The following is a 24,563-nucleotide window of genomic DNA, read 5'->3' on the forward strand; positions in this document are numbered from 1 at the left end:
ATGAAAAGGCCTGACTACGGAAATCGTGGTCAGGCACTTCTTTCTTGCATCATCCTATGTTTGTTGCGTAAGATGGGATACGTCAATTAATATCGGGTATTCTTTGACCTAAGGGGCAATCCCAGGAATACGTGCCAATCAACTTGTTCTCAGGGTCAAATAGCTGGAAGCTTCCTTCCGTTCCGGATGGAGACCAACTGCGACCGCATGCGCAAATCCAAAGCCTTTCGCCCGCTTTAATAACGGTTCCGTTGAGCGATTCGGCACTGATTTCGTTGTCTCTATCACCTAAATTGTACAGCCTCCCCCATTCAAGCGACTGTGACTTGTCGACCTGGTCGGTAACAAGTCAAGCTGTTCCGTTCAAATTTCTCAGTGTGCCTACTCAAAGTTTCCGCTCCGTGGGCTTGAAGGAACCGTTTTACCGCTCACTGCTGTTTCCCCTGCCAATAATAAATCGCCAGCTGTGTGCGGTCGCGAAGCTCCAGCTTGTCAAGAATTACCGTCAGCATGTTGCGCACACTTCCTATGCTCAGGTATAACTGTTCACTGATTTCTTGGTTGGACAAGCCTCGCGCCACCAGTTCGACAATATCTTTTTCCCGTTCGGTCAATTCCTGCAGATCCTCTCTGTTTGGTTCCATGATCGCTTTTAGCACATCGGGACTCAAGACGGTCGATCCAGATGACATTGCCCGAATTTGATTAGCCATATTTTCAATGGTGGACGATTTGAGCAGATAACCTATCGCGCCTGCATGTAAAGCCAGTCTGATGTTTCTCTCATCCTGGAAAGTTGTAAGCATCATAATTTGAATGCCGGGAAACTGCTGCTTAATTTTTTTTGTGCTTTCAATACCATCCATGACTGGCATCTGGATATCCATTAGAATGACGTCGGGCTGCCGTCCGCACATCTCAATCGCCTCCCAACCGTTGTAAGCAACGCCGAGCACCTCGAAATCCGTCTCTTTTCCAAGCAACAACTGCAGGCTTTGACAAACGAGCGGGTCATCATCAACAATTAACAGCTTCACCACTTATGCCTCCTCTCTCAGCGGAAGCACACATACGAGCAAAAACCCGTTGTCCCCGCTGACTGACAAGCTGCCCCCCAATGAGCGCGCCCTCATTTTCAGACTTCTCAGCCCGCTTCCGGGTAACCTGCTCTGTCGAACTGTCCCGTTATCCTGCACATGCAGCCGGATAATTGATCCCGCAGCCTGAACCTTTACTTCGACCTTTGTTGCATCGCTATGGCGGGCGATATTGGTTAAAGCTTCCTTTAAGCAAGCTTCCAGCAGCCCCCAATGATAAGCCGCAACGCGCAGCAAGTCGCCCGATTTTCGAAATGAGATTCTCACTTGCTGAAAATTGAGTGCCACATACTCCAAATTTTCAACACCGATTGGGGTGATAGGGGTTTCGTTATACACGGTCTCTCTCAGGTTTCGCGTACTGCGCTCGAGTCGCCGCTTGACCTCTTGCAGCAGGTTGCGCGCCTCCTCAGCCTCCTCAACGTACTCATACGCTTGCAGCGCCAACGCGGCTCCGGTCAAGTCATGTCCTAAATGATCGTGAAGCTGCCGTGCGATCCGGTAACGCTCCATCAACTCTGCTTGCTGCGCAACCGATTGTTGGGCAGCAAGCAGGTCAATTTTTATCCGTTCCAGCTCATATCTGGCTCTGCGCTGCTCATCAGCCTCTTCCATATATTTCTGTTGGTTGAGTGAGTAGGCATAAGAAAAAAGCCCAACAAACAAGGCCAGGACAAAATACCAGAACAGCCATGCGGAAGGGAACGGCACAAGAAATAATCCGAGGAAAAACAATAGGGAGAGGGGCCACTTGCCGCGTTGCGCCAGCTCAAAAATTGGCAGCGCCAGTCCGTAATAACTAACTGCATTATAAGGAAAGTAGAGGAAGCAGACGAAGGCATCCAGCGCAACGGACCAGGCCGGCAAGTTGAACCGCCAACGCAAGCTTGTCAGGAGAATTAGAATTAGAAGCAGGAGCAGGATGAATTCGTTCGCCGCGAGGTCGCCGCTAATCCAAAAATACACAAGAAAGCCAATGTTGAGCAAACGCCAGCCGTTGACAAACCGTATCGGCTCCATCCACGATTTCATCCCAATTCCTCCCTCCCGATTTATTGCATCTTACGGGTGCTGCCCAATACAAGAAATACAAGAGTGTACACCCACAGCATACCATTAATCAACATAAAATCAGAGGTTTGTTGCCCATAAACGACCCAATTCAGACCTTCAGCAAACCAAAATGTCGGGAGAATAACGGCTATTCGCTTCATCAGGTCCGGAAACATTTCGAGAGGCATCATGATACCTCCCAACAATACCATAAGGAAAATAAGCGACATATAGACCAGAAACGCGATATCCTTATTACGAAAAATTGAAATCCAGGCTAACGCAATAGCCAGCGCCGTGAAACTGAAGGATATATACAGAGCGAAAAGGGCGAATGGCCGATACAACTCCTGTCCCCATAGTAATCCGCCAACAATGACAATGGCACATTGTAAAATTAGAATAACGGAATAAGCAAGTAAATTTTGACTTAAATAGTGAAAATAACGGATTGGGGCAACGGATAATCGTTTGATGACTCCTTTGGCCCGGTCTTCAAGAATAATTTGGGTTAATCGGATTGCAACAAAAAGGATTATAATACCGAAATATTGGTAGCCGTATGGTAGCAGCGGCCAAGCTTCCCCAGCCGGAAAAAAAATGCACGCAATCGGGGCAAGGGTCAAAAAAATAAGGTTAGTGAGGGTGCCAAAGCTTCTTTTTAAGGTAAAATAAAATATCGTCACTTTAACCGCCTTCTTCCCACAACGATCATTACGAGGAACAGGGTGACAATCGCCGCCAATAAAATATTAGCTTGAAGCCAAGCTTCTGCCCAATTCCCGTTGCCTCCTGCCCTCACGGCGCCGATCGACAGAGTGAGGGGGTTTCCGTAAGATCCCAGAAAATCAAACACCGCATTTTGCGGCATTGGAAAGAACAGTCCGGCCAGCATGACAAAGCCAACGCCATATATTTCGCTTAACCGTTCCGCCAGCTTGAACTTTTTCACAACACAGGTGAAAATGACACATACAATGCTTGATAATACGGACATCAACGATATCAGATAAATGGTCCAAGCCCAGTTGTTCCATACCATGCCGAGGGCAAATTGGCTGTAGATCATTAGGACAATGCCAAGCAACACCGAGAAGATAGAGCCAAACATCATGATCGACAAAGCATACATTGTTCGATTAAATGGCGCAACAAACATGCGCTCTCGGTTGAGCGTAAACAAATCATAATTCAAATAGTGCATAACCGTCGAACCACCAAAAAGCTGAAAAGTAAGTACCATCGTCAGCGCAGTTTCATTAAAATAAGGATTTCCTTCATCATTCGTCATTCCTGACAGGATAAAAGAAAATATTGTAAGAAGTGCAATGGGAACGATAAGTAGTAATAGCAGCACGATATAATTGCGGACCAGCCGCAGCATCGTAAATTTCGTTGTTGAGAGAACTCTCATCGTTATTACCCCTTATCTCTTAATTGTTTGCCCGTCAATGTGAGAAAAACATCCTCCAGATTGGGCTTGTCGGCTTGAATGCCGAGCACGCTGGAATGTTCCTTGACGACAGACAAAATACGGTCGAGATTCCCGGTACCGGCTGTGGATATAACCGTAATTTGACTTCCAGAGATGATAACTTGTCGTACGCCTGTAATTTTTTCTAATTTGCCGAGCGGAATCATGCCGGGATCAGAGAGATCGAATTTGACCTTTTCTTCATGTTGAATCGTTTGAATGAGCTGCTGCACTGTGCCTTCTTTAATGACTTGGCCCTGGTCGATAATAATGACGAGGGAAGCGATTTCCTGGACTTCCTCCATATAATGGGTTGTGTATAAAATGGTTGTGCCTTGGTCGCGAAGTTTTTTGACCGATTCCAAAATATGATTTCTTGACTGAGGATCGATGCCGACGGTCGGTTCGTCCATAATAAGAAATTTGGGACGATGAGTCAGCGCACAAGCGATGTTGAGTCGGCGTTTCATACCGCCGGAAAATTTGTGCGGTATCTTGTCCGCCTGATCGGTAAGGCCGACAAATTCCAGCGCTTCTACCACTCTCCGTTTCTTCTCTTCTCCGCGCAATCCATACACGCCGGCAAAAAAATGGAGGCATTCCTTGGCGGTTAGTTCCTCGAATATGGCAACCTCTTGTGTAACGAGGCCCAACTTTTCCTTATTGGCGTTAGAAAATGGATTTTGCGACTGACCGAATAGCGAGATCTTGCCTTTATCGGCAGGGAGCATGCCGGTCAACGTTTGAATTAGCGTCGTTTTACCTGCTCCGTTGGGGCCAAGCAAGCCGACAATTTCCCCTTCATTAATATCTAGATCAATATAATCAAGCGCTACGTAGGAGCCGTATCTTTTCAGGACGCCTTGCATGGAGGCGATTGTCATCTTCGTCATCCTTTCGGTTAAGAGTTAATTTCAGTATGGCATATTGATTATTGGGCAAATAGTTACATTTGTCACAAAACTTCCTTGCCGCGTTGGTTGATGATGAAGAACTCAGCCCTGATGACATCAAGGAATTAAAGGAGTGGTTTAAAAAATAGATGAAGAAGAAAGTTGGGAGCAAACAACGAGGACAGCTACGTTCAATGAAAAACAGTAACAAAACGTGAAAAAGCGGCCTCCTTGTAAGTGTCGTCTTTTCTTCTCTGATGCGCGCAGGTGTTCTCACCAGTAACAAGTAAGGGTACAAATTGTGGTTAACCGATCCAATTATCCTCGCAGGATGAATCGCCTTGAAGGCTGCAGAGTCAATAGGTGCTGCCAGCAGTTATGCTAACCACTAGCCGAGGTTTGAGTCAACAAGCTCTTAAAAAAAGCAGTGAACAAGAATGAAAGGACGTGGATAGGCTGGATCTGCAGACTCGACTTGGGGTACTTAAACAGCATGAGACGTATTGTTATCAGATCTGCTATTTTTTTATGAAAGACGAAAACCTTTCTGTTCAAGCGAGCTGTAAGGCACTAGTACTGAATAGCTGAAAATCTCCAACAGTTCCCAATCGGTGTGAAATGGGTAAGAAGAAGTAAATACTTCGGACCCTACCGGGAGGGATGCGAGATGGTACGGTTCCCCCCGCATAATCCTGAACACCCGATAAACCGTGTTAACAAATCTATCTAATGAAAAGGCCTGACTACGGAAATCGTGGTCAGGCACTTCTTTCTTGCATCATCCTATGTTTGTTGCGTAAGATGGGATACGTCAATTAATATCGGGTATAAGGCGGTTTACTTGCATCCCATAAACGAAGCGTAACTCTGCCTATGTTAGTACCGTCACGCTTTTCATATCCACCATAATTACAATTTCCAGGGTAAAAATCAAATCGGAAATTTGTGTCGTTACTTTTAGTCCAAGAAGATTTATTCATTCTTTGACCTAAGGGGCAATCCCAGGAATACGTGCCAATCAACTTGTTCTCAGGGTCAAATAGTTGGAAGCTTCCTTCCGTTCCGGATGGAGACCAACTGCGACCGCATGCGCAAATCCAAAGCCTTTTGCCCGCTTTAATAACGGTTCCGTTGAGCGATTCGGCGCTGATTTCGTTGTCTCTATCACCTAAATTGTACAACCTCCCCCATTCAAGCGTAATATTTCGAATGGTTACTTCAGAGTTGTAATTTTCGATAACGATTTCGACCCATAAGAGATCTGACATTGTTTTTCCTCCCGAATGATTAGTTTTACATGGCTGCTTCGAAAGAATCACAACCCGGCAATGTTATTTACGGATGTTTCCAATACAATTCTACCAAAAATAGTTGAAATATACGATCATATCAGCAATTAAGGCGGGGTTAATGAAGTTCGCCGCGCTAGATGTAAGTAACGAGGAAATCCTGAGGGATATGATTCACAAAATCATTAAACGTGTGGCAATTCATAAAGATGTGATCTAGCATTTTTAGACAGCTTAATAAACGTGCTTGGAACCAAGCCCCCAATAGTCATAATCATATGTATTTGGATGTTGTATAAGGTATTTAGAACGTTTGATCCAATCGATGAGTCTTTCAGATTTTGCTTTCATTTTCATTGTATTTAATAACTCAGACAGCCTTCCAATTTCTTCAGCCTCTCCAGATCTAACAATATCTCCTATAAAAACATAGAGACTACCAAGAAAAAATAAAGTACGATTGCATTTTTCGTCATCAATTAATGAGCAAATCATCGGTATATTTTCAAGACTATTTACAGCCAGCTCCCAATCCTGCTCCGGGATCTTCTCCCCACTGTATGCCCATGCTTTTATTTCTTCTTGTGTAGGATTCCAAGCATGCTGTGCATCTCTAAAAATAATCTTCATCTCCTTTTTTCCATTATCATGCCCCCGTTGGCGAAACACTGGCCGCCGAAACGATAGAATTATCGTCCTTGTTCAGTACTATTGCAGTTAACACCTTATTATTTCACTTACAACAGGTTTAGAGACCGAGACTACATCAATAATGTGGTCAAGACAACAAATGCCATAGTGCTGAAATGTTCCTGGAAAATCTTCTGACGCAAAAGTTCCAACAGAAATAAAATCAAGATACCTTGATTTCTTATAGATTCTAAATATCTTTCCTTCGAATTCCTCATAGTCATCCCAAGATGTAAATGATTCATTTCGGATTGAATAAGCAACATAAGTCTGAAAGTCAATTTGTATTAATGGGGAATTCTCGTCAACGTTGATTGGGTAAGAGTCTCCAAAAAATTTTTCACCAATAATAAGGAATTCAGGATCTCCTTCTTCACTCTTGCTGAAATACATTGATAATGAATTTACTTCTGGCTCTTTTAGACCAAAGAAAAATATATCCTTTAGTTCCATTAAGTCTCTATACTCCAACACGTAAACCCCACTTTAATCAGTTTTTGTCAAGCCCATTAGCCGAGCATGCTGACGGCAACCTGTTGTCATTGCAGTATCGTATCCGTTAGTTGAGGAATCCTGTGACTAGATTGGCAATACAATACCTAATTCTTCAAGCGATTCACGACACTCCTCGATACCTTCTGCGTTTTCCAGTCCAATAAGGTTTGCTTCCACTTGCGTTAATCTGATTTCGGTTCCTGGATTCTGGAGTTTACGGTGGAATAACGACAAAACCAAATCGCTTTGCTCTTGTGTCATTTCATAATAATCCTGCCATCGCTTCATTGCTTCGTCTGTATAACCCAACAGTTGCGTTTGAATAATCTCTGCACCGTGTTCAAATAAATCTTCTATATTATCGTTGGAAACAAAGTCACCATTCACACAATAAAACAGCGTCGTAATTAGCGGTATTGTTTGCCCGTCAAGCTCATCAAGCAAGTATTGAAGTGTTTCTGACATAGCGACTTCATAAACCGCTGATGGTGCGTTATGGAGGCTCTTTTGAGCTGTTTGGGTCAAGTCGTTTCTATGAAGGCGACCACTTTGTTCATTTCTAAATGCGGCTACAATTAATTCGTCGTGGAATGTAATTGTTCCTCGTGTGCCTGCTCCATTTTGTACATTGTAGTTTATGCCATCCCATGATTGTTCGAATGAAAATTCAGGGTAATGTGCAGTCATTACGGCATGAGCAATCACCGCCAATATGCATCCGTTCCAGAACTTTTCTCTGTCGATGTCCAACTTGTACAACTCATCATCAATCCTTTCAGAGATTTAACTTACAGAACCCATTATCTGAACCAAACACTTACGGCTAAAAGGGGAAGGTACAACGTTCTTGATATTTTCGCCCTAAGTGTGGGGTGCTGACTATTGGAAATTCCGAAAAGTTGTTCTAGTGTTCCGGACTATAAAACGAATTCCACCTTTTTCAAGAATGGATTGTTTATTATTACACCTTCTACCCTCTTAATTGCGTTAGACCCTTTGGGTATATCGCCGTTTCTGTAAAGCAAGATCCATCTGAGACAAGCCAGCGCTTCAAAAGCTTCAAGCTCCTTGGGCTGAATATCACTGTCCCTTAGGTAAGCGGAACGAAACACCTGTGCATACCGCTCTGAGAAATATATTTTTTGCAGCACAAGCGACCAAGCAAAATCATACCTGGGGTCACCTAATTGTCCGTTCGTCCAATCTATAACGGTATATCGGCCATTCGCCTCCAAAATGTTTCGCAAATGGAAATCGCCATGTATAATGCGTTCTTGCTTTATTGGAGTACTGTGAACAAGAGAAAGCAATGCATGATGCAGGTCAGTGTGTTCGCATACTCCGGGGAAAAAATAGTCTATGAAATCGTACTTTGGAAGATGTAGATTACCAATCTCATTTACGAGGGTTTGATGGATGCTTGATAATATTTCTGCAATATCCGTCATTTTCTTTTTATTCATGCTAGTAACAGGCGTCCCGTCAAAGGTTGTTAACAGTACCTGTTCTCCGTTTGGATTCATCCCCCAGCCCACTGGTTTAGAAACGGATACTCCGCGTTCAAACAGAACATTCAGCAACCGAAATTGAACACTAACATCTGGTTTAGAGCTCTTATTCCATACTTTCAATACAAAGCTCTCTTTAAGTGAGCCTATCTTCATGACCTCAGCTTCAAATCCTTGCTCCATTAGCTGTGTCGTTAGGCTGTCTTCCTGCTTTAATAAAGCATCCATCATTTCGTTTTTTTCTATCCAATTCACGTTACCTATAGAGGTTCCCATTAACGCTCCTCCTTCCTTGCTGTTTAGATAGGATCAAAGTTAAACCAATTTATTTTGTAACGATATGCTTTCAATAACCCTGCTTTCTCAGCAGTTTTTTGAGAAGCAATATTACTCTCCATACAATCCCACCAAGCAGTAATATTGTTCTCTTTGAATTTCTTTAATAATAATTTCACAAGGGAATTAGATAGACCCCGTCTTTGGTAATCTTCAAGCGTTTCTACCCCGATTACATGTGTGGCGTTAAACATTGCTGAAGAAACCGCTATACTTACAATTTCTTGTTCCTCCGTGACCGCTGCGTAACCATAACCCTTGCCTAAATAATTAGGTAGAGTACCCCAATATTGTTGAATATAATTGGTCAAAAAATCTGCATTTTTCATTTCACCGTTATTCAGATCAAGCAATAGAGCCTCATCAATCTCCACCATTCTAAATGGTTCTACATGATCCGTGCAGAGACTTCCATTTAATTCAAAACTAGATTTATAGACATACTGAAAACTCTCCTCTATCCGTCTTTTACCGATAAGTTGATATATGATAGGACACCAGTCATCCGAATCCACCGAGAACTCAAAATGATTCATATCCTTACTTTTCAAGAAAGGAATAATTTCATTATCGATGAGCATTGCGATAGATCCATTAAAGGAACTGTTGCTAGCACTACCCATGAAGCTGAAACCGCCCAACCCGCTAGACCACACGATTGCGGATGACGGAGCCGATTGATTATCGACCCACACTTTTCCCGGATTATTGCCGGCAACAACCCCTGCAAACATCATATCGCTATCTATACGCACTAATTTACTGGCCAACCATTCGTTTCTTTCATCAATAAGAATCATCTGAGTCACCTTATTTCGTTTGCAATAAACCTTATTTTACCATATAAAGAGTCTCACTGGTAAAAAACTTTCACCTAGCCCATACTACTGATAAATTTCACTGTATCATCTCAAAGGCGAAATTCCTTTCGCCGTGGCGGTATGAAAACTTCTGCTCACTTGTTAAATGTATGTATTAAACGCATATTGTTAAATCACTCGAAAGATTTTAACATTGTACTTTTTCTTTAAGGTCATGGATATTAATGAGGTTCAATCGAAGGTTTAGCTATATATACTAATCGACAGATAATTTAAGGGGTTTCTATAGTCATTTTTTCGAAAAGGTTATATATTTCTGTTATCTCATTCCATTTAGGGTTATACTATACGGTGATACAAATTTTAGAGCAGCTGAATCCATTATATATTGCTGAGGGGTGATATTTTGAAGCTTAGAGTTAGAGATGTCTTTATTGCTGGTGCCCTTCCGATTCACACCTATATTTCTCGCAAATCGGAATTTGGTCTGACCTATGAATTCCGTCTCCATAACGTGGTCGATATGGTCGGATTTTTAACTTCAATTGTAGGTCCATCGAAAACAGGCAAAACTGTGTTGTGTGACAAAGTGATCGGCCAAGATCGATACGTTGACTTTATAGGAAGCGACTTCAAGGATACCGAGGACTTCTGGGAAACGATTGCGAATAAAGTCGGTATTCCGCTCGAACGTGACCATACAGAAATACGCACGATTGAAGGTCAAGGTCTTGCCGGAACAAAAGAAGGAATCACAACTTTCATAACCGAGTCTTTCCGCTCCAACAAAGATAAAGTCATTCAATATTTTACAGCTAATAATTTAGTTTTGCTATTAGATGATTTCCATTACGCTTCACCAAGTAAGCAGTTTGAGATTGCCTATCAGCTCAAAGATGCGATTCGTAAAGGGCTTCGAACCATCATTATATCCTTACCTCATCGTTCAGACGATGCCATTCGAAAAAATGCTGATTTAAGCGGGAGACTGAATTTGATTAATATCGAGCCCTGGAATACAGATGAACTGCGGGAAATTGCTGTCGCAGGTTTCAACAAACTAAATATGCAAATTGATCTTAAGATCGCCGACAACATCGCGAAAGAGAGTTTATCATCCCCTCAACTAATGCAATCCATCTGTTATAACCTTAGCATGATACTCGATATCGACAATATAGATAATCCGGTAATGCCTGATCAAGATATCCTGGACCAGGCGTACAGAATGACTTCATTAAATCTTCTTGCTTATCAAGAGGTTGCCAGGAAGCTAAAAACAGGCCCTAATCCCAGAGGGCAAAAAAGAAAAACCTATATGACCATAAAAAATGAAGAAACCGATATCTATGAATTGCTTCTTAAAGCGATTGCTGATGATCCACCAACTGTGAGCCTCTCTACCGACAGCATCAAACGAAGAATCGATGTGTTACTTGGTGATATTGCTGATAAGCCTGATCGAGTGAAAATCAAAGCAGCCCTTGATCAGATGCAGTCAATTATGCAGAGTAGCGAACCGATGTATCAAGTGTTCGAATATAAGGATGATGAAGTCTACATTATAGAACCGTTATTCCTGTTCTTTTTGCGCTGGGGTATTCTTTAATTAAACGAAGGGGGTATTATCCTGGCTACAATTACCGAAGATAAACCGACAATTATAACTGCGCTTCAAGTGCAAATTCAATGTTTCCCACAGACAAAATCGGCTGATTACAGCGGATGGATTGATACTACCAGTCGCATTTTAGAGCGTTTCTTTTCCGATCAGTCCATAGCACAGAGGTTTGTCATGATCACGAAAGAACGAATGTTTCAAGCACAACCCTACCTAGAGAATTTAATTACAGATATCAATGCCGGGCTGTTTGATCCCGTCAAGCCTCTTATTGAAATCGATGAAGTACACTTCCATCTTATCATACGCAGGGTTCTTGAAAATTTCGATAAGCATATCTACGAAATGTATCAAACTCCTTTACACCGTAACGGAACTTTAAAACTAGAGAATCTCGCTAAAATTGCTCTCGGTAACGAGTATGATGTGCAGCGCTTGCTTTATTCATTAATCCGTCCAATTTTTCCTGAAGCAAGAGTTGAGGTACCAAATGACGGGGGATACAAGGGCTATCGCTTTGATATATTTATCGATTCCTATGAAACTGTAATCGAAGTTAAATGTTCTCGTCAAAATATGACTGAGAGAAAACTCACGGAAGAGATTGGGTCAGATGCATTTCATTACCCGAAAAAGTACATCTATTTCTTTATCTACGATAAAGATAAAATCATTTCAAATGTTGACGCATTCTGCAAGAACTATAACAGGACTCAAGATACCAAACAGATTAAAACAATTGTAATCCAACCGGTAAATGTAATATGAGAAAAGGCCCCTTTCATCTAAAAAGTTTCAAACGCAAAGTTGACGAGATGCAACAATCTTGAACAACATCACCAACTCGTCACGCCTCATCTATTTGTTCCATTGCGTTTTATGATGCGTTCATTAAACTTCGGGAGCAGTGGGCCGATTCGACGCCCTGCTCCGCCACTCGCCGTTCCGTTCCCGCAGCGCAAGACTCTTATGCACCTGATCGTGAAAACTGGTTTGGTGCACAGGTCTAGAAACGCCTTAGGTGCAAGTCCAGAACTGCCTCTGCCCAATACTATGCCAGCCTGCAAACAATGGGCTGTTCTTTGCCCGTTGAGAGGCTTCTGCTGCACCTGTGTCAAATTGCAATGCAATACCAACTGCTTGTTCGCGTCATTCTCTTTCCACTCCTAGTCCCCGCAGCTCTTGAAGCAGTATCTTAATCATCGGCTCTGCAACGGGAAGAGTTACCTTGCCATTAGACGTTTTCAACACAAGCACTCTAAGCTCATGATTGAATTCTTTTACTTTGTGCAGGTTCACGATTGTCCCCCGATCTATACGCAGGAATCCCATAGGATGCAAGTAATGTGCCCAATCCTCAACCCGCAGCAGCGCCTTATACTCCTCGTCAAAAGTATGGAAGCTCAGTCCTTCACCACCATCCCTCTGTAGATACAGCACATCCTCATTCATCTCCAATATTTTATAGCCGCCATCAGATGTCTTTATTGGCAGGTACATGGTTGTTTCTCTCCTCGGGAAATGAATTGAAAGCTCAGGTGGCTTAGTCAAAACGCAGCGAAATAAGAATAAGGATGATTTTATTCTGATATTTATGAGTATTATTTACTGAAGATTATACTAATGATACCCTATAGAATCAATAATTAGTTTTGATAATAAACGCCATATGTCATTCCATTTCAATGAGGGTTACCCTTTGGATAAAAAGGGAAGTAATATCTCATGGATGATATATTAAAATTAGTCGGAGCAAGGATTAGAGAGTTAAGAAAAGCGCAAGGGTTGTCGCAAGAAGCTCTTGGGGAAAAGGCGGGCTTCCACTTCTCGTATGTGGGTGCAATTGAACGCGGTGAGAAGAACATATCACTCCTCAATCTTGGCAAATTGGCGAAAGCGTTAAACGTCGGCGTATACCAATTATTCTCCGCGGTTCAGGAGTATGAAAAATTTGCTGTGACCGAGGCTCCTTCTGAAATGAAAGAAATCTTGCTTAAATTGCAGAACCGCAGTGCGGCCGACTTAAAACGGGCGAATGCCATTTTGAACGAGATATTTAAACAGTATTAGTGACCTACATGGTATAACCACTGAATCAAGAGAAGGCGCTCCTATGAACATAGAATTTTTGTTTGCCAAAGTACTCAAATCACTTCGTATCAAGAATAAATTGAATCAAGAGGAGCTAGCATTCCGAAGCAACCTTGATCGAACTTATATATCGATGCTAGAGAGAGGCTTTCACCAACCGACACTAACCACAATTTTTGCTTTAGCAAAAGCGCTCGATATCAAGCCCTCGGATATGATTAAGCTGGTTGAATTTGAATACATCGATGAGGATAAAGGTGAATAAATATCCCTTCAGAAGCCTCTAGACAAATATAAAGAGCGAACGATAAAGACTTATTGTCCTATCGTTCGCCCTTTATTCAAATTGTTTCATTCCGTGGCCGCTTTAAAGCCCCGTTAAAAGCTCCATCGCTTCTTTTTCTTTCTGGGCAATATGTAGCAATAGTTTGGATGCTTGATTTAGATTGTCTATCTGCCCGGTCATTCCCGCTTTGTCTATACAGGTAGAAACTTCATTCCATAGCGAAGCAATTTCTATGAATGATAAGTAGGCTCGCTCTATTTTTGAATCGCCGCATATTTCCATGCTTTCCTTGAGAAAGTCCCTGTACAAATTGCGAAAAAACGCGCCACCAGTCCCCCCTTTTTCCATGAGTAATGCTGTCAAACATAAATCATGGGCCATATTTTGGCTTCTGGAAGGCCACTTGAGTATTTCGGCGCTCATTTTTTCAATCCCCTTTAATCCAATATTACGGATCGGTGGATTCAAATATTGATAGGCGTTGCTTGAAATCGACGCTCGAATGACGGGAGCCAGTGGTGGGATATCATTTGTTTTTTCGATTGCGAAGGAGCGATTTTTGGAACTCATGGATCCCTTTTCATTTCTAGCGAGCGCCAACGTTTCCAAGCGTGTCCTAACCTTGCCTCCCTGTTGCGATGTATCAATCATATAAGCGAATTCGTCGTCGTATCCGTACATGGCGACATAATGTGCTGCAAAATGAATTTTGTTCGTAAAATAATCCAAGTGATAACAATCTAATTTTAATCCTACGGGAAAATCACGATCGATGTTTGCTTTGATATTGCTCCATGCTTTCGTCACTGAGGCAGTTTCCTGCATGGTGAGAGTCACGTTTAGACGGGACGCAATACGGGCTGTCAGTTCATCGGGTTTAATCCTGCCTCCGATAAACGGAAACTCCATTCCCTTCATATCCCAGTAAATAAACCCCAAGCCTTCTCCGATCCCGAACAATAACGGTTCTGACAAACGAACTCCCGCATGAGAAAGCAGATTGCCCATGGCCGTCGTCTCACAATGTTCCCCCGTGAACGGAATAAAATCTTTTATGATCATCAAGTAGCCTCTCCTTCCAGCTTGTTTATCAATGAGACTTATCGGATGATAAAACAAAGCCCAAACGTGCAGCGGCAGTCTTTCTCCTCCTTGTGAATGGCTGAATCGGTTATACAAGAAACCATTCTAAAGTTAGCCGCAGGGCTCTCGATTGGAGGTGAACGAGTTATTTATTCTCATAACGCACTACGCCGTAATTCATAAAAGTACTGCACAATTGGATGCTTTAACTTGATATTCTCGGACATGTTTAAAATTCGTTTTTTTCCAACTCGTCTGTCCACCAAAGCTAGAATATTCAATAAGATATCATTGCTCTCTATGCTTTCCTCAATTGAAGTGGATAAAAATTGATTAGCAACAACAGTAAAATTGGATTTGCTTAATGATGACTGAGCTGACAGGAGCTCCTTTGCATATTCAGATATTTTTCTGCTTCTTGCAATTACTTGTAGACGATCCTCCGGAACGAGCCCCTTGGTATCCCTTCTGATCGCTTCCATTTCTTCATTGCTGATAGGAATTTGGATATCTGGATCATTCTTAATTTCCAGCTCCGTCTGATACCATCTGATTAAAGTAGTTGTATCACTCATATTGAGTACGTTCTTTTTATCTACAGCAATATAACATTGTCCTGCTTTATCAGGTAAATAACGATAGCTGGTTGCACGGTATTCAACCCTTCCATTTAACGCGGGACAGAGAAAGCTTTCCAGATTCTGCTTCAATTTGCTCCAGGACATGTAATCCTCCTATGCTCTATATTATAAATACTTAGCGTGATGTATTATGCGATCTAGAAGAGTCTAGACTATAATTGTCAGTTAAGTATTGGCATAAACTCGCTTGTAGTAAAATACTTGCTTGGATTTAACGGATTCGACCACTCTTTAGCGTTTGGAAGTATGGATGCAATATCATTTGAAAGTCAGTATCATCTTTAATGTTTTCGAAGTATTTCCACAGTAACAATTCTTCTGACTCTATGTGAATGACTTCAAATACCATCTCTCTAGATTTATATACTATAACTTGTCCTAGACACAATTTTGTTTCTTGAACTATTTTTATGAATGGTTTAGATAGGCTTTCTATATCTTCTACATCTGGCATAGTATATTCCGTTACTATACCTTCATTTTGCAATGTGTCGATGTTATTCTCAATCCACCTCTGAAATTTTTGTCTAACCATGCCTCACCACCTTAATACGTACTGTCTCATTACGCTTCATCAATAAGCCTTTACTGGAAACGGGCATTTCGGTAGAATGATTTCCATCCTAATCACCCTCTATGACAATATTCAGCTTTTTCAGCATATCGTTCACAACGTCAAGTGCTTCATTATGTTGTTTATAATCTATACTACAAAACCGTATAATCTCTAATTGCCGTTCCACTTCCTTTACGATCTCCCTGTGTTCGTTAGGTACACCAATCCAAGAGAGGTTATGCTCTAATTTCTCAATCCCTATGTTACCTCGAATAAATTTTCTACAAGCAAGTTTCAGTTCAAACAACTTGTCCTCAAGTGCTGGTTTCCAATCGGGATTCCTAGTATCGTTGGCAATTGATTCCCTTACAAGGTCGGTGTAATTCTTTTCACATGCACCATAGGTAAGATAGTTTATTTGTGCTTCTGCTAATGAGATATGATTTGCCCCACCTTCAGAATAAGGATTTTCTTTCTGATACGGGTCATCTTCCCAGTAACAAATTTTGCAAATATCGTAGTGACCATCACTATCCAAAGTGTCATAACCACAACAAGGACATGTATGTTTGAGCATCATATTCACCCATTTTATAAATTCATACTTTTAATTAATTCCCACACTACAACCCCAAGAGGGATATTGTTTATTCAAGTCATTCAATAGTTCCTGTATGTTTGAGCATCATCAGAAAGTTTTTTATGTAAAATTTTACAGCCTAAATATGACAAATGTTTAAGCAATTCTACTACTGTTATCGCATCCCAAAAGACATTCCAATTCATTTTGTAAAAATCAGGAAATCGAAGTTGCTTTTTAAGCAGTAAATGTAGTTCCATACTTTCACTTTCCATACGATTTCCCTCATTTTTTCATCAGCATGCCAACCCCAATCCATTATACCTTATGTGTGTAGATTGCATAATAGGTAGGTTTCCGATAACAATCTCGCATTATTTTACATCAGTCGTCGATTGCCCGCCTCCTTCTCTTTGAGATCAAGAGGATTTTGGGAATTTTCCCTGAATATATAAATAGTACTGACAGCACCCGCAGAAACCGCAAATAAAGAGTATTTGAACAAATCCATCAACTCTTCTTGGAGGCTATTATGAAAACTTTTATTTACATGGTGAGACATAGCGAATCACCGAAGACGGAAGGAAATGAAAGAACACGAGGATTAACTGATAAAGGAAAGTCAGATGCTAATCGGATAACCCAATTATTGGAAGGAGAGGGGATCGAGGTTTTCGTTTCAAGCCCATACCAACGAGCCATCCTAACCCTACAGGAGCTGGCTCAATGTTCAGGACAAGAAATTATTGTATTTGAAGATCTTAAAGAACGGATTTTTTTAAATGAAGACAGCCGAATGCCCGATAACGAATTACTCCCTTTGTTGGAGAAGTCGTATTCGGATCCAACCTTTTCTTTAACGGGAGGGGAGTCTAATGCCGATTGTCAGAACCGAGCCATAACGGTCTTGAAAGATCTATTAAAGATCTATCGCGGACGAAAAATAGCTTTAGGCACACATGGAGTTGTAATGACATTAATGATGGGGCATTATGACAACCAGTACGATTTGAATTTTTTATGCCATCTAATATCCAAACCAGATGTGTACAGAATGGAATTCAATGATGGGGCATTAGTAGAGGTTACAAGAATGTGGAATCCCGCGCGGGTACAGTGAAAAGTGCATCTTCACCTCTTTCCGAGGGAGAGATGCACTTGACCCCTGCTATGCCCGCTGCGTAGAAGGGGGTCCGAATGTTCATGGCAATCTCCTTTCCCTCTCTGACAGGTTAGCATTGCCCCGCCCCGGGTTCTCTTTCAGCTTCTTCTGAGCTTTCACCTTCTTGTACAGCAAGCCTGCAAACAAAACAATGAGCGAGCAGAACAATGCGATGACGGACAGAATAGTGCTGTCTATGTTGCAACTATACCCTGGGAACCCTATCGTTTCGATTGTGTTTGAGGTGAATTGCCCTTTGTAAAAAGCGTAACACGCATATACAAATCCGATTGCCGCACAAATAAAGGCTGCAACGGCAGCCAACTGCCGATCACCGAATGGCTTATTTATTACTGTTTGCTTCATACTCTTGCCTGAGGTGTTCGTATCTTTGATATATTCAAAAGCATGCGCTGCTTTAATGATCTCCTTTTCAACCTTGATCATATCGTTTACTATATCGGCTTCACCCTTGCCATTAAATTCTGAGAGTGGAGCTTCGCTTCCTTGACAATTGTATTTAAAAGCAATGCAATCTTGTATCGTCCTCGTCGCAAAAAAAGCAATGAAGTCATCGTCCGGCAAATTTTCTACTAGAAATACAAGAATGCCGTCTATTTCTGCTCCATATCTTTTTGCTACTCGACTTTGTACCTGTACCAACCTGCTGCCGTTGCTATCTTCCTTATGCATCATTGTTTCGCAAACCTTCTTAATAAGCTTATCTCTGTTCGTTGTACGATACTCAACTTCCCCGTAACCGGGGCCATTCAAAACAATCCTATATTCAAACTCGTAATAACTGACGGTATTTAATTTTTCTTTAAAATTCAACAAAATAATATCAAGCTCCATATACATCGCTTCCATCATCAAAACAGCTCCGTTTGTTTTAATTTACGTGCGTTTTTTACGATTTAGAATGTTGCATATTTATAAAATTTTCTATATTTCAATTATACACCCATAATATCAACCAATAAATAGGGCTATCCCCCAAGCAGCCCAAAAGCCGCTCGAAGGATAACCCTTATGTTTACTTCAATCGGGATAGTGACTTAAATCAAATCCGACTTCTGAAGCAGCTTCTGAACGATAACAGCAACCTCTGCTCTTGTAATATTCGCCTTTGGCTCAAGATGCGCGTTGCTTCTTCCTGACACGATCCCTCCCTGAATGCTGTCGGCAACACTGCTCTTGGCCCATTCTGAAACATGAGCAGCGTCCACGAATGGATTCAGCAGTTGTTCAGACGTTGCAGCTGGCAGCTTCGCCTTCAGACCGGAAACCTTCATCGCCTTCGCAATGATCATCATTGCTTGCTCACGAGTAATTTTATCCATCGGACCGAACGTCCCATCCTCGTATCCGGTGATCAAACCGTAGGCGGTGGCCGTTTGAATCGCGCTGCTGTACCAGTCCGAGCTCTTCACATCTGTGAAAATATTCGATCCGCTCTCCAGCTTCAATCCCAATCCACGAACGACAATCGCAGCAAACTCCGCACGCGTAATGTCTTGATCGGGATTGAATCTATCATTGCCGATGCCGCTTATGATCATTCTTGAGCCCATATCGTTTACTGCAGCTTTAGCCCAATGCTGGGCAACATCCGTGAATGTAAGCGGGTGCCATACAACTACGTACGTGCTGTTAGTTACGCTGTTTATCTGAGCGTAATACTTGCCTTCGCGAGATACGATTTTGGTCGGCACATGACGAACAGTTCCATCTGGCTCGATAACGATGCCGGTAGTGATCTTATTCGGGTCCACACCGTCTGGAATGGCAATTGAACGTTCGACATAAGTATTGAACCTGGACACTTCAATCGTTTTGTCTCCGTAAGTCGCCGTGACCTTGAAGTTGAACGGCGGAACAACAACAGTGAAATCACCTTTGGATGCTGAATCTTCAGCGACTTTCAAGGTTTCCGTTGTCGAAGCTTCGATTTCAATCTGCACTCTAATATCCTGAAGCGCTACATTTTCGCCGAATTGATCTGCTAATGCATGTATATTGACCTGCTGAGCAGGCAGAGAGTAGCTGGCATCCTCTGTCTGAATGACTACAATCGCCTGTTTCCCCTCAAGATTCTGAATCATCTGTCCGTTCAATCTACCCACAACAACATCGGATTTGGTTGCGACCGGAATCGTAATCACTGCCCCTTGAGCTTCCTCTTTGAGCCGTTCTTCCAATTTGCTCTGATCCACCGCGATGGTTGTAATCGTCTGATCGTTCACCTTGGCTGTTTCTACCGTTCCCGCATTCTCCACCTTGCCGTTGACAAGAACATCCGCTCCTGTAGTAGTTGGAGTTGAAGTTGAAGGACTCGGCACTGAAGGATTGCTGCTTGGCGGCGAGAAAGGAATGACACTATTAGAGATACTGGAGGATACGCTGCTTCCCGCCTCATTGATCGCCTTGACTGTAAACGTATAGGACGTGCCATTCTCCAGACCTGTTATTGTGATTGGGCTAGCTGTTCCCTTGACGATGATATCACCAGGAGAAGCAGTTACCTCATACCCCGTGATCGGACTTCCGCCATTAACTGTCGGCGCTTTGAAGACGATCGTTGCTTGCCTGTCCCCTGCTGTTGCCGATATGTCTGTTGGTGCGGCAGCTACTGTTCTTGGCGTCCCTGTCTTCTCCATAGAAGCAGTACCTTCGCCTCCTGGATTAGCAGCTTTGACCACAAAATAATACGTCGTGCCATTGCTCAGCCCTGTTGCATCATAGCTAAATATCGAACTGCTTGTTGTTCCGACAGCAGCCCCGTAAGCGCCAGAAGCCGTCCCTTGAAATACGGCGTATTCGGCTGCCCCGTATACTTCGCTCCAACTAATCGTCGCATGACCATCTCCAACCGTTATGGATGTAATGGTTGGAGCAGAAAGCGTCGGCCAAGGCAAGTTCACTGTACCGCTTGTCACTTGCGTTAATCCCGCTGCATCAAAGGCGAGTTGGGCTCCGCTTACACTCGCAGCGTTGTCTGCGCCCAGATTCGTGAAGGTCGCAATGCCGGAGCTAGCCGTCGCTGTCGTCGTTCCCGTGAGCGTCCACGCTCCCCCGTCCGTCTTCGAGGCTGTGATTACACTCGTATTGTCGCCTGCACTTACATTCCCATAAGCATCCAGTAGCGTGATGACCGCTTGCTGTGCGAACACGCCTCCATTGCTGGCAGGAGCTGTTATCCCTGTTGTGACCGCCATCGATGCGGTATCGCCCGCCGCTGGCGTAATCCCCAGCGTATTCGTCGCTGGCGTGGACACACCAGTGATGCTAAATCCAATCGTCTGCAGCGCAGCGTCATTCAACGACAGGTCCACTGTCGCTTCACCGTTCGTGAAGGTGACGCTGACCGTATTCGGCGAAGCCGTTAGCGCGGTTCCATTAAAGCTGCCGAAGGTGTTATTCGGCGCTTGCGTGTAGCCAGAGATCGCTACATCGTGCGCGCCGTTAAATGTCGTGTCGGTGTTGCCCAGTGCATTTTTCACTGTCAATGTCACCGAATTCGTCGCACCTGCCACTGGGCTCGTTGCTGCCGCCGATACAGCTGCCGTCTGTGCAGGGGCAGGAGCTGGCAATGTTACAGCCGCGCTTGTCACTTGCGTTAATCCCGCTGCATCAAAGGCAAGCTGGGCTCCGCTTACGCTCGCTTCGTTGTCTGCGCCCAGATTAGTGAAGGTCGCAATACCGGAGCTAGCCGTCGCTGTCGTCGTTCCGGTGAGCGTCCACGCTCCCCCGTCCGTCTTCGAGGCTGTGATTATACTCGTATTGTCGCCTGCACTTACATTCCCGTAAGCATCCAGAAGCGTGATGACTGCTTGCTGTGCGAACACGCCTCCATTGCTGGCAGGAGCTGTAATCGCTGTTGTAACCGCCATCGAAGCGGCATCGCCCGCCGCTGGCGTAATCCCCAGCGTATTCGTCGCTGGCGTTGCCACACCTGTGATGCTGAATCCGATCGTCTGCAGCGAAGCGTCATTCAACGACAGGTCCACTGTCGCTTCACCGTTCGTGAAGACTACGCTGACCGTATTCGGCGAAGCCGTTAGCGCGGTTCCATTAAAGCTGCCGAAGGTGTTATTCGGCGCTTGCGTGTAGCCAGAGACCGCTACATCGTGCGCACCGTTAAATGTCGTGTCGGTATTGCCCAGTGTATTTTTCACTGTCAATGTCACCGAATTGGCCGCACCTGCCACTGGGCTCGTTGCTGCCGCCGATACAGCTGCCGTCTGTGCAGGGGCAGGAGCTGGCAATGTTACAGCCGCGCTTGTCACTTGCGTTAATCCCGCTGCATCAAAGGCGAGTTGGGCTCCGCTTACACTCGCTACGTTGTCTGCGCCCAGATTAGTGAAGGTCGCAATGCCGGAGCTAGCCGTCGCTGTCGTCGTTCCCGTGAGCGTCCACGCTCCCCCGTCCGACTTCGAGGCTGTGATTACGCTCGTATTGTCGCTTGTACTAATGTTTCCATAAGCATCCAGAAGCGTGATGGCCGCTTGCTGTGCGAACACACCGCCATTGCTGGCAGGAGCTGTAATCGCTGTTGTGACCGCCATCGAAGCGGTATCGCCCGCCGCTGGCGTAATCCCCAGCGTATTCGTCGCTGGCGTGGACACACCAGTGATGCTGAATCCAATCGTCTGCAGCGCAGCGTGATTCAAGGACAGGTCCACTGTCGCTTCACCGTTCGTGAAGACTACGCTGACCGTATTCGGTGAAGCCGTTAATGCGGTTCCATTAAAGCCGCCGAAGCTGTTATTCGGCGCTTGCGTGTAGCCAGAGACCGCTACATCGTGCGCACCATTAAATGTCGTGTCGGTGTTGCCCAGTGAGTTGTTCACTGTCAATGTCACCGAATTGGCCGCACCTGCTACTGGGCTCGTTGCTGCCGCCGATACAGCTGCCGTCTGTGCTGGGGCAGGAGCTGGCAATGTTACAGCCGCGCTTGTCACTTGCGTTAATCCCGCTGCATCAAAGGCAAGCTGGGCTCCGCTTACACTCGCAGCGTTGTCTCCGCCCAGATTCGTGAAGGTCGCAATGCCGGAGCTAGCGGTCGCTGTCGTCGTTCCCGTGAGCGTCCACGCTCCTCCGTCCTTCTTCGAGGCTGTGATTACGCTCGTATTGTCACTTGTATTTATATTTCCATAAGCATCCAGAAGCGTGATGGCCGCTTGCTGTGCGAACACACCGCCATTGCTCGCAGGAGCTGTAATCGCTGTTGTAACCGCCATCGAAGCGGTATCGCCCGCCGCTGGCGTAATCCCCAGCGTATTCGTCGCTGGCGTGGACACACCAGTGATGCTAAATCCAATCGTCTGCAGCGCAGCGTCATTCAACGACAGGTCCACTGTCGCTTCACCGTTCGTGAAGGTGACGCTGACCGTATTCGGCGAAGCCGTTAGCGCCGTGCCATTAAAGCTGCCGAAGGTGTTATTCGGCGCTTGCGTGTAGCCAGAGATCGCTACATCGTGCGCGCCGTTAAATGTCGTGTCGGTGTTGCCCAGTGAGTTGTTCACTGTCAGAGTCACCGAATTGGCCGCACCTGCGACTGGGCTCGTTGCTGCAACCGATACAGTTGCCGTCTGTGCAGGGGCAAGAGTCGTAAAGGTCTGATCACTGCCATAAGCAGTCCCTGCGCTGCTCACTGCTTTCACTCGATAATGATAAGTAGTATTAGGCGATAGACTTGTGAGATCAACTGAAGCAGCAGTATTACCAGTACCCGCAACGACAGTTCCTCCTGTAGTTGCAGAAGCATTCATACCATAGCTGGCAGTTGTGCCATAATCAAATGTTACCGTCGTGTTGGTCCCATTATCATTGACAGTGCTGTTAAGTGTTGCACTCGTATAAGAAACATTGGATGCTGTGCTTGTAGTAGAGGAAGGAGGGAACACAGGGGAATCAACCATAAGATTATCGATCATTACGGTCATAAATGTATTTGGGCTGCTATCGGCAACGGTCATGCGAACTTGGTCGATATTGCCCCATGCACTTCCGGTAAATGACAGCAGACCACCGTTACCGCTATTGTCTATCTCGTACTGTGTCGAAAGACGAGTATAGCTAACCGAATTATCATCCAATCCATAAGTGCTGGTGGCGGCAAAATCAACAGTTGCCGTCGCTTTTATCACACCGTCATCATAGCCATCGATCCTATAAATTTCACTATTAGCCGAACCATGGCCCCAAACCTCGGCATTCAATGCGGTCAGCTTAAAGTTGTCCCCATTGCTGACGGATGCGAATTGAAAGTAAGTAGCAGACGGGTCCGTCCCATTATAGGCAGAAGACAAGCCATTGCCGCTGCCTAAGCTTGGCGAGGGATAAGCAGTGATATTCTCAACAGTATCGACTACCATAATATCGCCCGCAGCATCTGTTGAATAAATCAATCCATCAAATGTTAGCGAACCACTGACAGAACTCTCTGTTCCGGCAGGGATATCTTCAAAATCCTGACTTGCCGGTGCCGCAGCCGCCACAGAAACTGTGAAATAACAGAATATCACTGTAGAAAAAGCTGCGAATGTCGCCAAGCATGCCATCATTTTCGAAAATGTACTTACCGTTCTCCCGTTTCTTGCCTTCATGCTGTCTGAATTGCCCACTATGAATTCCCCCACAACAATAGATTACTTGCATTAATCATTCGAACTAATCCATATCGAATCTGTATATAATTCGACAATAATTATCATAATTCGACAAATCATTCGGATTCCCTTTATTAACCGTGCTTCAACACGAAATAATACGAAATAAATCCCCTGCATAAAAAAAAGTGCATCTTCACCCCTATACGAAGGAGCGATGCACTTGAATCTTGAAGCTGCAGCAAGTCAATGATGTCCGCCTTTTAACAAGGC

General features: G+C 44.2%; 23 protein-coding genes and 1 pseudogene. 5 read left to right on the forward strand and 19 right to left on the reverse strand.

Going from position 1 to position 24,563, the window contains the following annotated elements; all coding sequences use genetic code 11:
- Positions 1–82: 82 nt before the first annotated feature.
- The 12 genes and pseudogenes from L6H65_RS26820 to L6H65_RS18830 all read right to left on the reverse strand — a co-directional run.
- A pseudogene (locus tag L6H65_RS26820) lies at positions 83–328 on the reverse strand (aegerolysin family protein); the annotation flags it as partial.
- 100 nt (positions 329–428) lie between these two features.
- Positions 429–1,037, reverse strand: a complete 609-nt coding sequence (locus tag L6H65_RS18780; RefSeq protein WP_236344191.1) for a response regulator transcription factor — start codon at positions 1,035–1,037, stop codon at positions 429–431.
- A 3-nt stretch (positions 1,038–1,040) separates the two neighbouring features.
- Entirely contained in the window at positions 1,041–2,129 is a 1,089-nt protein-coding gene (locus L6H65_RS18785) for a sensor histidine kinase (RefSeq protein ID WP_236344192.1), read from the reverse strand.
- 20 nt (positions 2,130–2,149) lie between these two features.
- Positions 2,150–2,836 carry an ABC transporter permease gene (locus L6H65_RS18790; RefSeq protein WP_236344193.1) on the reverse strand — a complete coding sequence of 229 codons (687 nt, stop codon included), beginning with the start codon at positions 2,834–2,836 and terminating at the stop codon, positions 2,150–2,152.
- On the reverse strand, positions 2,833–3,564 hold the full coding sequence (locus L6H65_RS18795) for an ABC transporter permease (RefSeq protein ID WP_236344194.1): 732 nt from the start codon (positions 3,562–3,564) through the stop codon (positions 2,833–2,835). Before L6H65_RS18795 ends, L6H65_RS18790 begins: the two co-directional genes overlap by 4 nt.
- 5 nt (positions 3,565–3,569) lie before the next feature.
- Positions 3,570–4,508, reverse strand: coding sequence for an ABC transporter ATP-binding protein (locus L6H65_RS18800; RefSeq protein WP_236344195.1), 939 nt, complete (start codon positions 4,506–4,508; stop codon positions 3,570–3,572).
- Between the two features lie 824 nt (positions 4,509–5,332).
- Positions 5,333–5,785 (reverse strand): aegerolysin family protein, encoded by a 453-nt coding sequence (locus L6H65_RS18805; protein ID WP_236344196.1) that lies wholly within the window; start codon positions 5,783–5,785, stop codon positions 5,333–5,335.
- 255 nt (positions 5,786–6,040) lie between these two features.
- Complete coding sequence (locus L6H65_RS18810; protein ID WP_236344197.1) at positions 6,041–6,436, reverse strand: hypothetical protein; 396 nt, start codon at positions 6,434–6,436, stop codon at positions 6,041–6,043.
- Between the two features lie 87 nt (positions 6,437–6,523).
- Entirely contained in the window at positions 6,524–6,949 is a 426-nt protein-coding gene (locus tag L6H65_RS18815) for a hypothetical protein (protein WP_236344198.1), read from the reverse strand.
- 126 nt (positions 6,950–7,075) lie between these two features.
- Positions 7,076–7,741, reverse strand: coding sequence for a hypothetical protein (locus L6H65_RS18820; protein WP_236344199.1), 666 nt, complete (start codon positions 7,739–7,741; stop codon positions 7,076–7,078).
- A 167-nt stretch (positions 7,742–7,908) separates the two neighbouring features.
- A complete protein-coding gene (locus L6H65_RS18825) occupies positions 7,909–8,775 on the reverse strand; it encodes an aminoglycoside phosphotransferase family protein (RefSeq protein WP_236344200.1) in 867 nt (288 codons plus the stop codon).
- A gap of 23 nt (positions 8,776–8,798) precedes the next feature.
- The gene (locus tag L6H65_RS18830; protein WP_236344201.1) at positions 8,799–9,635 is read right to left on the reverse strand and encodes a GNAT family N-acetyltransferase; all 837 of its coding nucleotides are present in this window, start codon (positions 9,633–9,635) and stop codon (positions 8,799–8,801) included.
- Positions 9,636–10,062: 427 nt separating this feature from the next.
- Here L6H65_RS18830 and L6H65_RS18835 point away from each other — a divergent pair, with 427 nt between their 5' ends.
- Both L6H65_RS18835 and L6H65_RS18840 read left to right on the forward strand, forming a co-directional pair.
- Positions 10,063–11,265 carry an AAA family ATPase gene (locus L6H65_RS18835; protein ID WP_236344202.1) on the forward strand — a complete coding sequence of 401 codons (1,203 nt, stop codon included), beginning with the start codon at positions 10,063–10,065 and terminating at the stop codon, positions 11,263–11,265.
- A 186-nt stretch (positions 11,266–11,451) separates the two neighbouring features.
- Entirely contained in the window at positions 11,452–12,045 is a 594-nt protein-coding gene (locus tag L6H65_RS18840) for a PD-(D/E)XK nuclease domain-containing protein (RefSeq protein ID WP_236344203.1), read from the forward strand.
- A 381-nt stretch (positions 12,046–12,426) separates the two neighbouring features.
- On the opposite strand, the gene L6H65_RS18845 is transcribed toward L6H65_RS18840, so the two are convergent.
- Positions 12,427–12,777: a LytTR family DNA-binding domain-containing protein gene (locus L6H65_RS18845; RefSeq protein WP_236344204.1), complete on the reverse strand. Its 351-nt coding sequence runs from the start codon at positions 12,775–12,777 to the stop codon at positions 12,427–12,429.
- Positions 12,778–13,002: 225 nt separating this feature from the next.
- On the opposite strand from L6H65_RS18845, the gene L6H65_RS18850 reads away from it, so the two are divergent.
- Both L6H65_RS18850 and L6H65_RS18855 read left to right on the forward strand, forming a co-directional pair.
- Positions 13,003–13,347, forward strand: coding sequence for a helix-turn-helix domain-containing protein (locus tag L6H65_RS18850; protein WP_236344205.1), 345 nt, complete (start codon positions 13,003–13,005; stop codon positions 13,345–13,347).
- Between the two features lie 43 nt (positions 13,348–13,390).
- Complete coding sequence (locus tag L6H65_RS18855) at positions 13,391–13,633, forward strand: helix-turn-helix domain-containing protein (protein ID WP_236344206.1); 243 nt, start codon at positions 13,391–13,393, stop codon at positions 13,631–13,633.
- 102 nt (positions 13,634–13,735) lie between these two features.
- Here L6H65_RS18855 and L6H65_RS18860 read toward each other — a convergent pair whose 3' ends face one another.
- From L6H65_RS18860 to L6H65_RS18875, 4 genes are all read right to left on the reverse strand, one after another.
- A complete protein-coding gene (locus L6H65_RS18860) occupies positions 13,736–14,716 on the reverse strand; it encodes a BtrH N-terminal domain-containing protein (RefSeq protein WP_236344207.1) in 981 nt (326 codons plus the stop codon).
- A 176-nt stretch (positions 14,717–14,892) separates the two neighbouring features.
- Entirely contained in the window at positions 14,893–15,462 is a 570-nt protein-coding gene (locus L6H65_RS18865; RefSeq protein ID WP_236344208.1) for an SF0329 family protein, read from the reverse strand.
- 127 nt (positions 15,463–15,589) lie between these two features.
- Complete coding sequence (locus L6H65_RS18870) at positions 15,590–15,913, reverse strand: immunity protein TriTu family protein (protein WP_236344209.1); 324 nt, start codon at positions 15,911–15,913, stop codon at positions 15,590–15,592.
- Between the two features lie 88 nt (positions 15,914–16,001).
- Entirely contained in the window at positions 16,002–16,514 is a 513-nt protein-coding gene (locus tag L6H65_RS18875) for a CPCC family cysteine-rich protein (protein WP_236344210.1), read from the reverse strand.
- Between the two features lie 532 nt (positions 16,515–17,046).
- On the opposite strand from L6H65_RS18875, the gene L6H65_RS18880 reads away from it, so the two are divergent.
- Entirely contained in the window at positions 17,047–17,634 is a 588-nt protein-coding gene (locus tag L6H65_RS18880) for a histidine phosphatase family protein (protein ID WP_236344211.1), read from the forward strand.
- A gap of 81 nt (positions 17,635–17,715) precedes the next feature.
- Here L6H65_RS18880 and L6H65_RS18885 read toward each other — a convergent pair whose 3' ends face one another.
- On the reverse strand, positions 17,716–18,531 hold the full coding sequence (locus L6H65_RS18885; RefSeq protein ID WP_236344212.1) for a hypothetical protein: 816 nt from the start codon (positions 18,529–18,531) through the stop codon (positions 17,716–17,718).
- Positions 18,532–18,734: 203 nt separating this feature from the next.
- Positions 18,735–24,305: an S-layer homology domain-containing protein gene (locus L6H65_RS18890; RefSeq protein ID WP_236344213.1), complete on the reverse strand. Its 5,571-nt coding sequence runs from the start codon at positions 24,303–24,305 to the stop codon at positions 18,735–18,737.
- Positions 24,306–24,563: the final 258 nt, after the last annotated feature.

It is taken from the genome of Paenibacillus plantiphilus (assembly GCF_927798095.1).
GTDB classification, from domain to species: Bacteria; Bacillota; Bacilli; order Paenibacillales; family Paenibacillaceae; genus Paenibacillus_Z; species Paenibacillus_Z plantiphilus.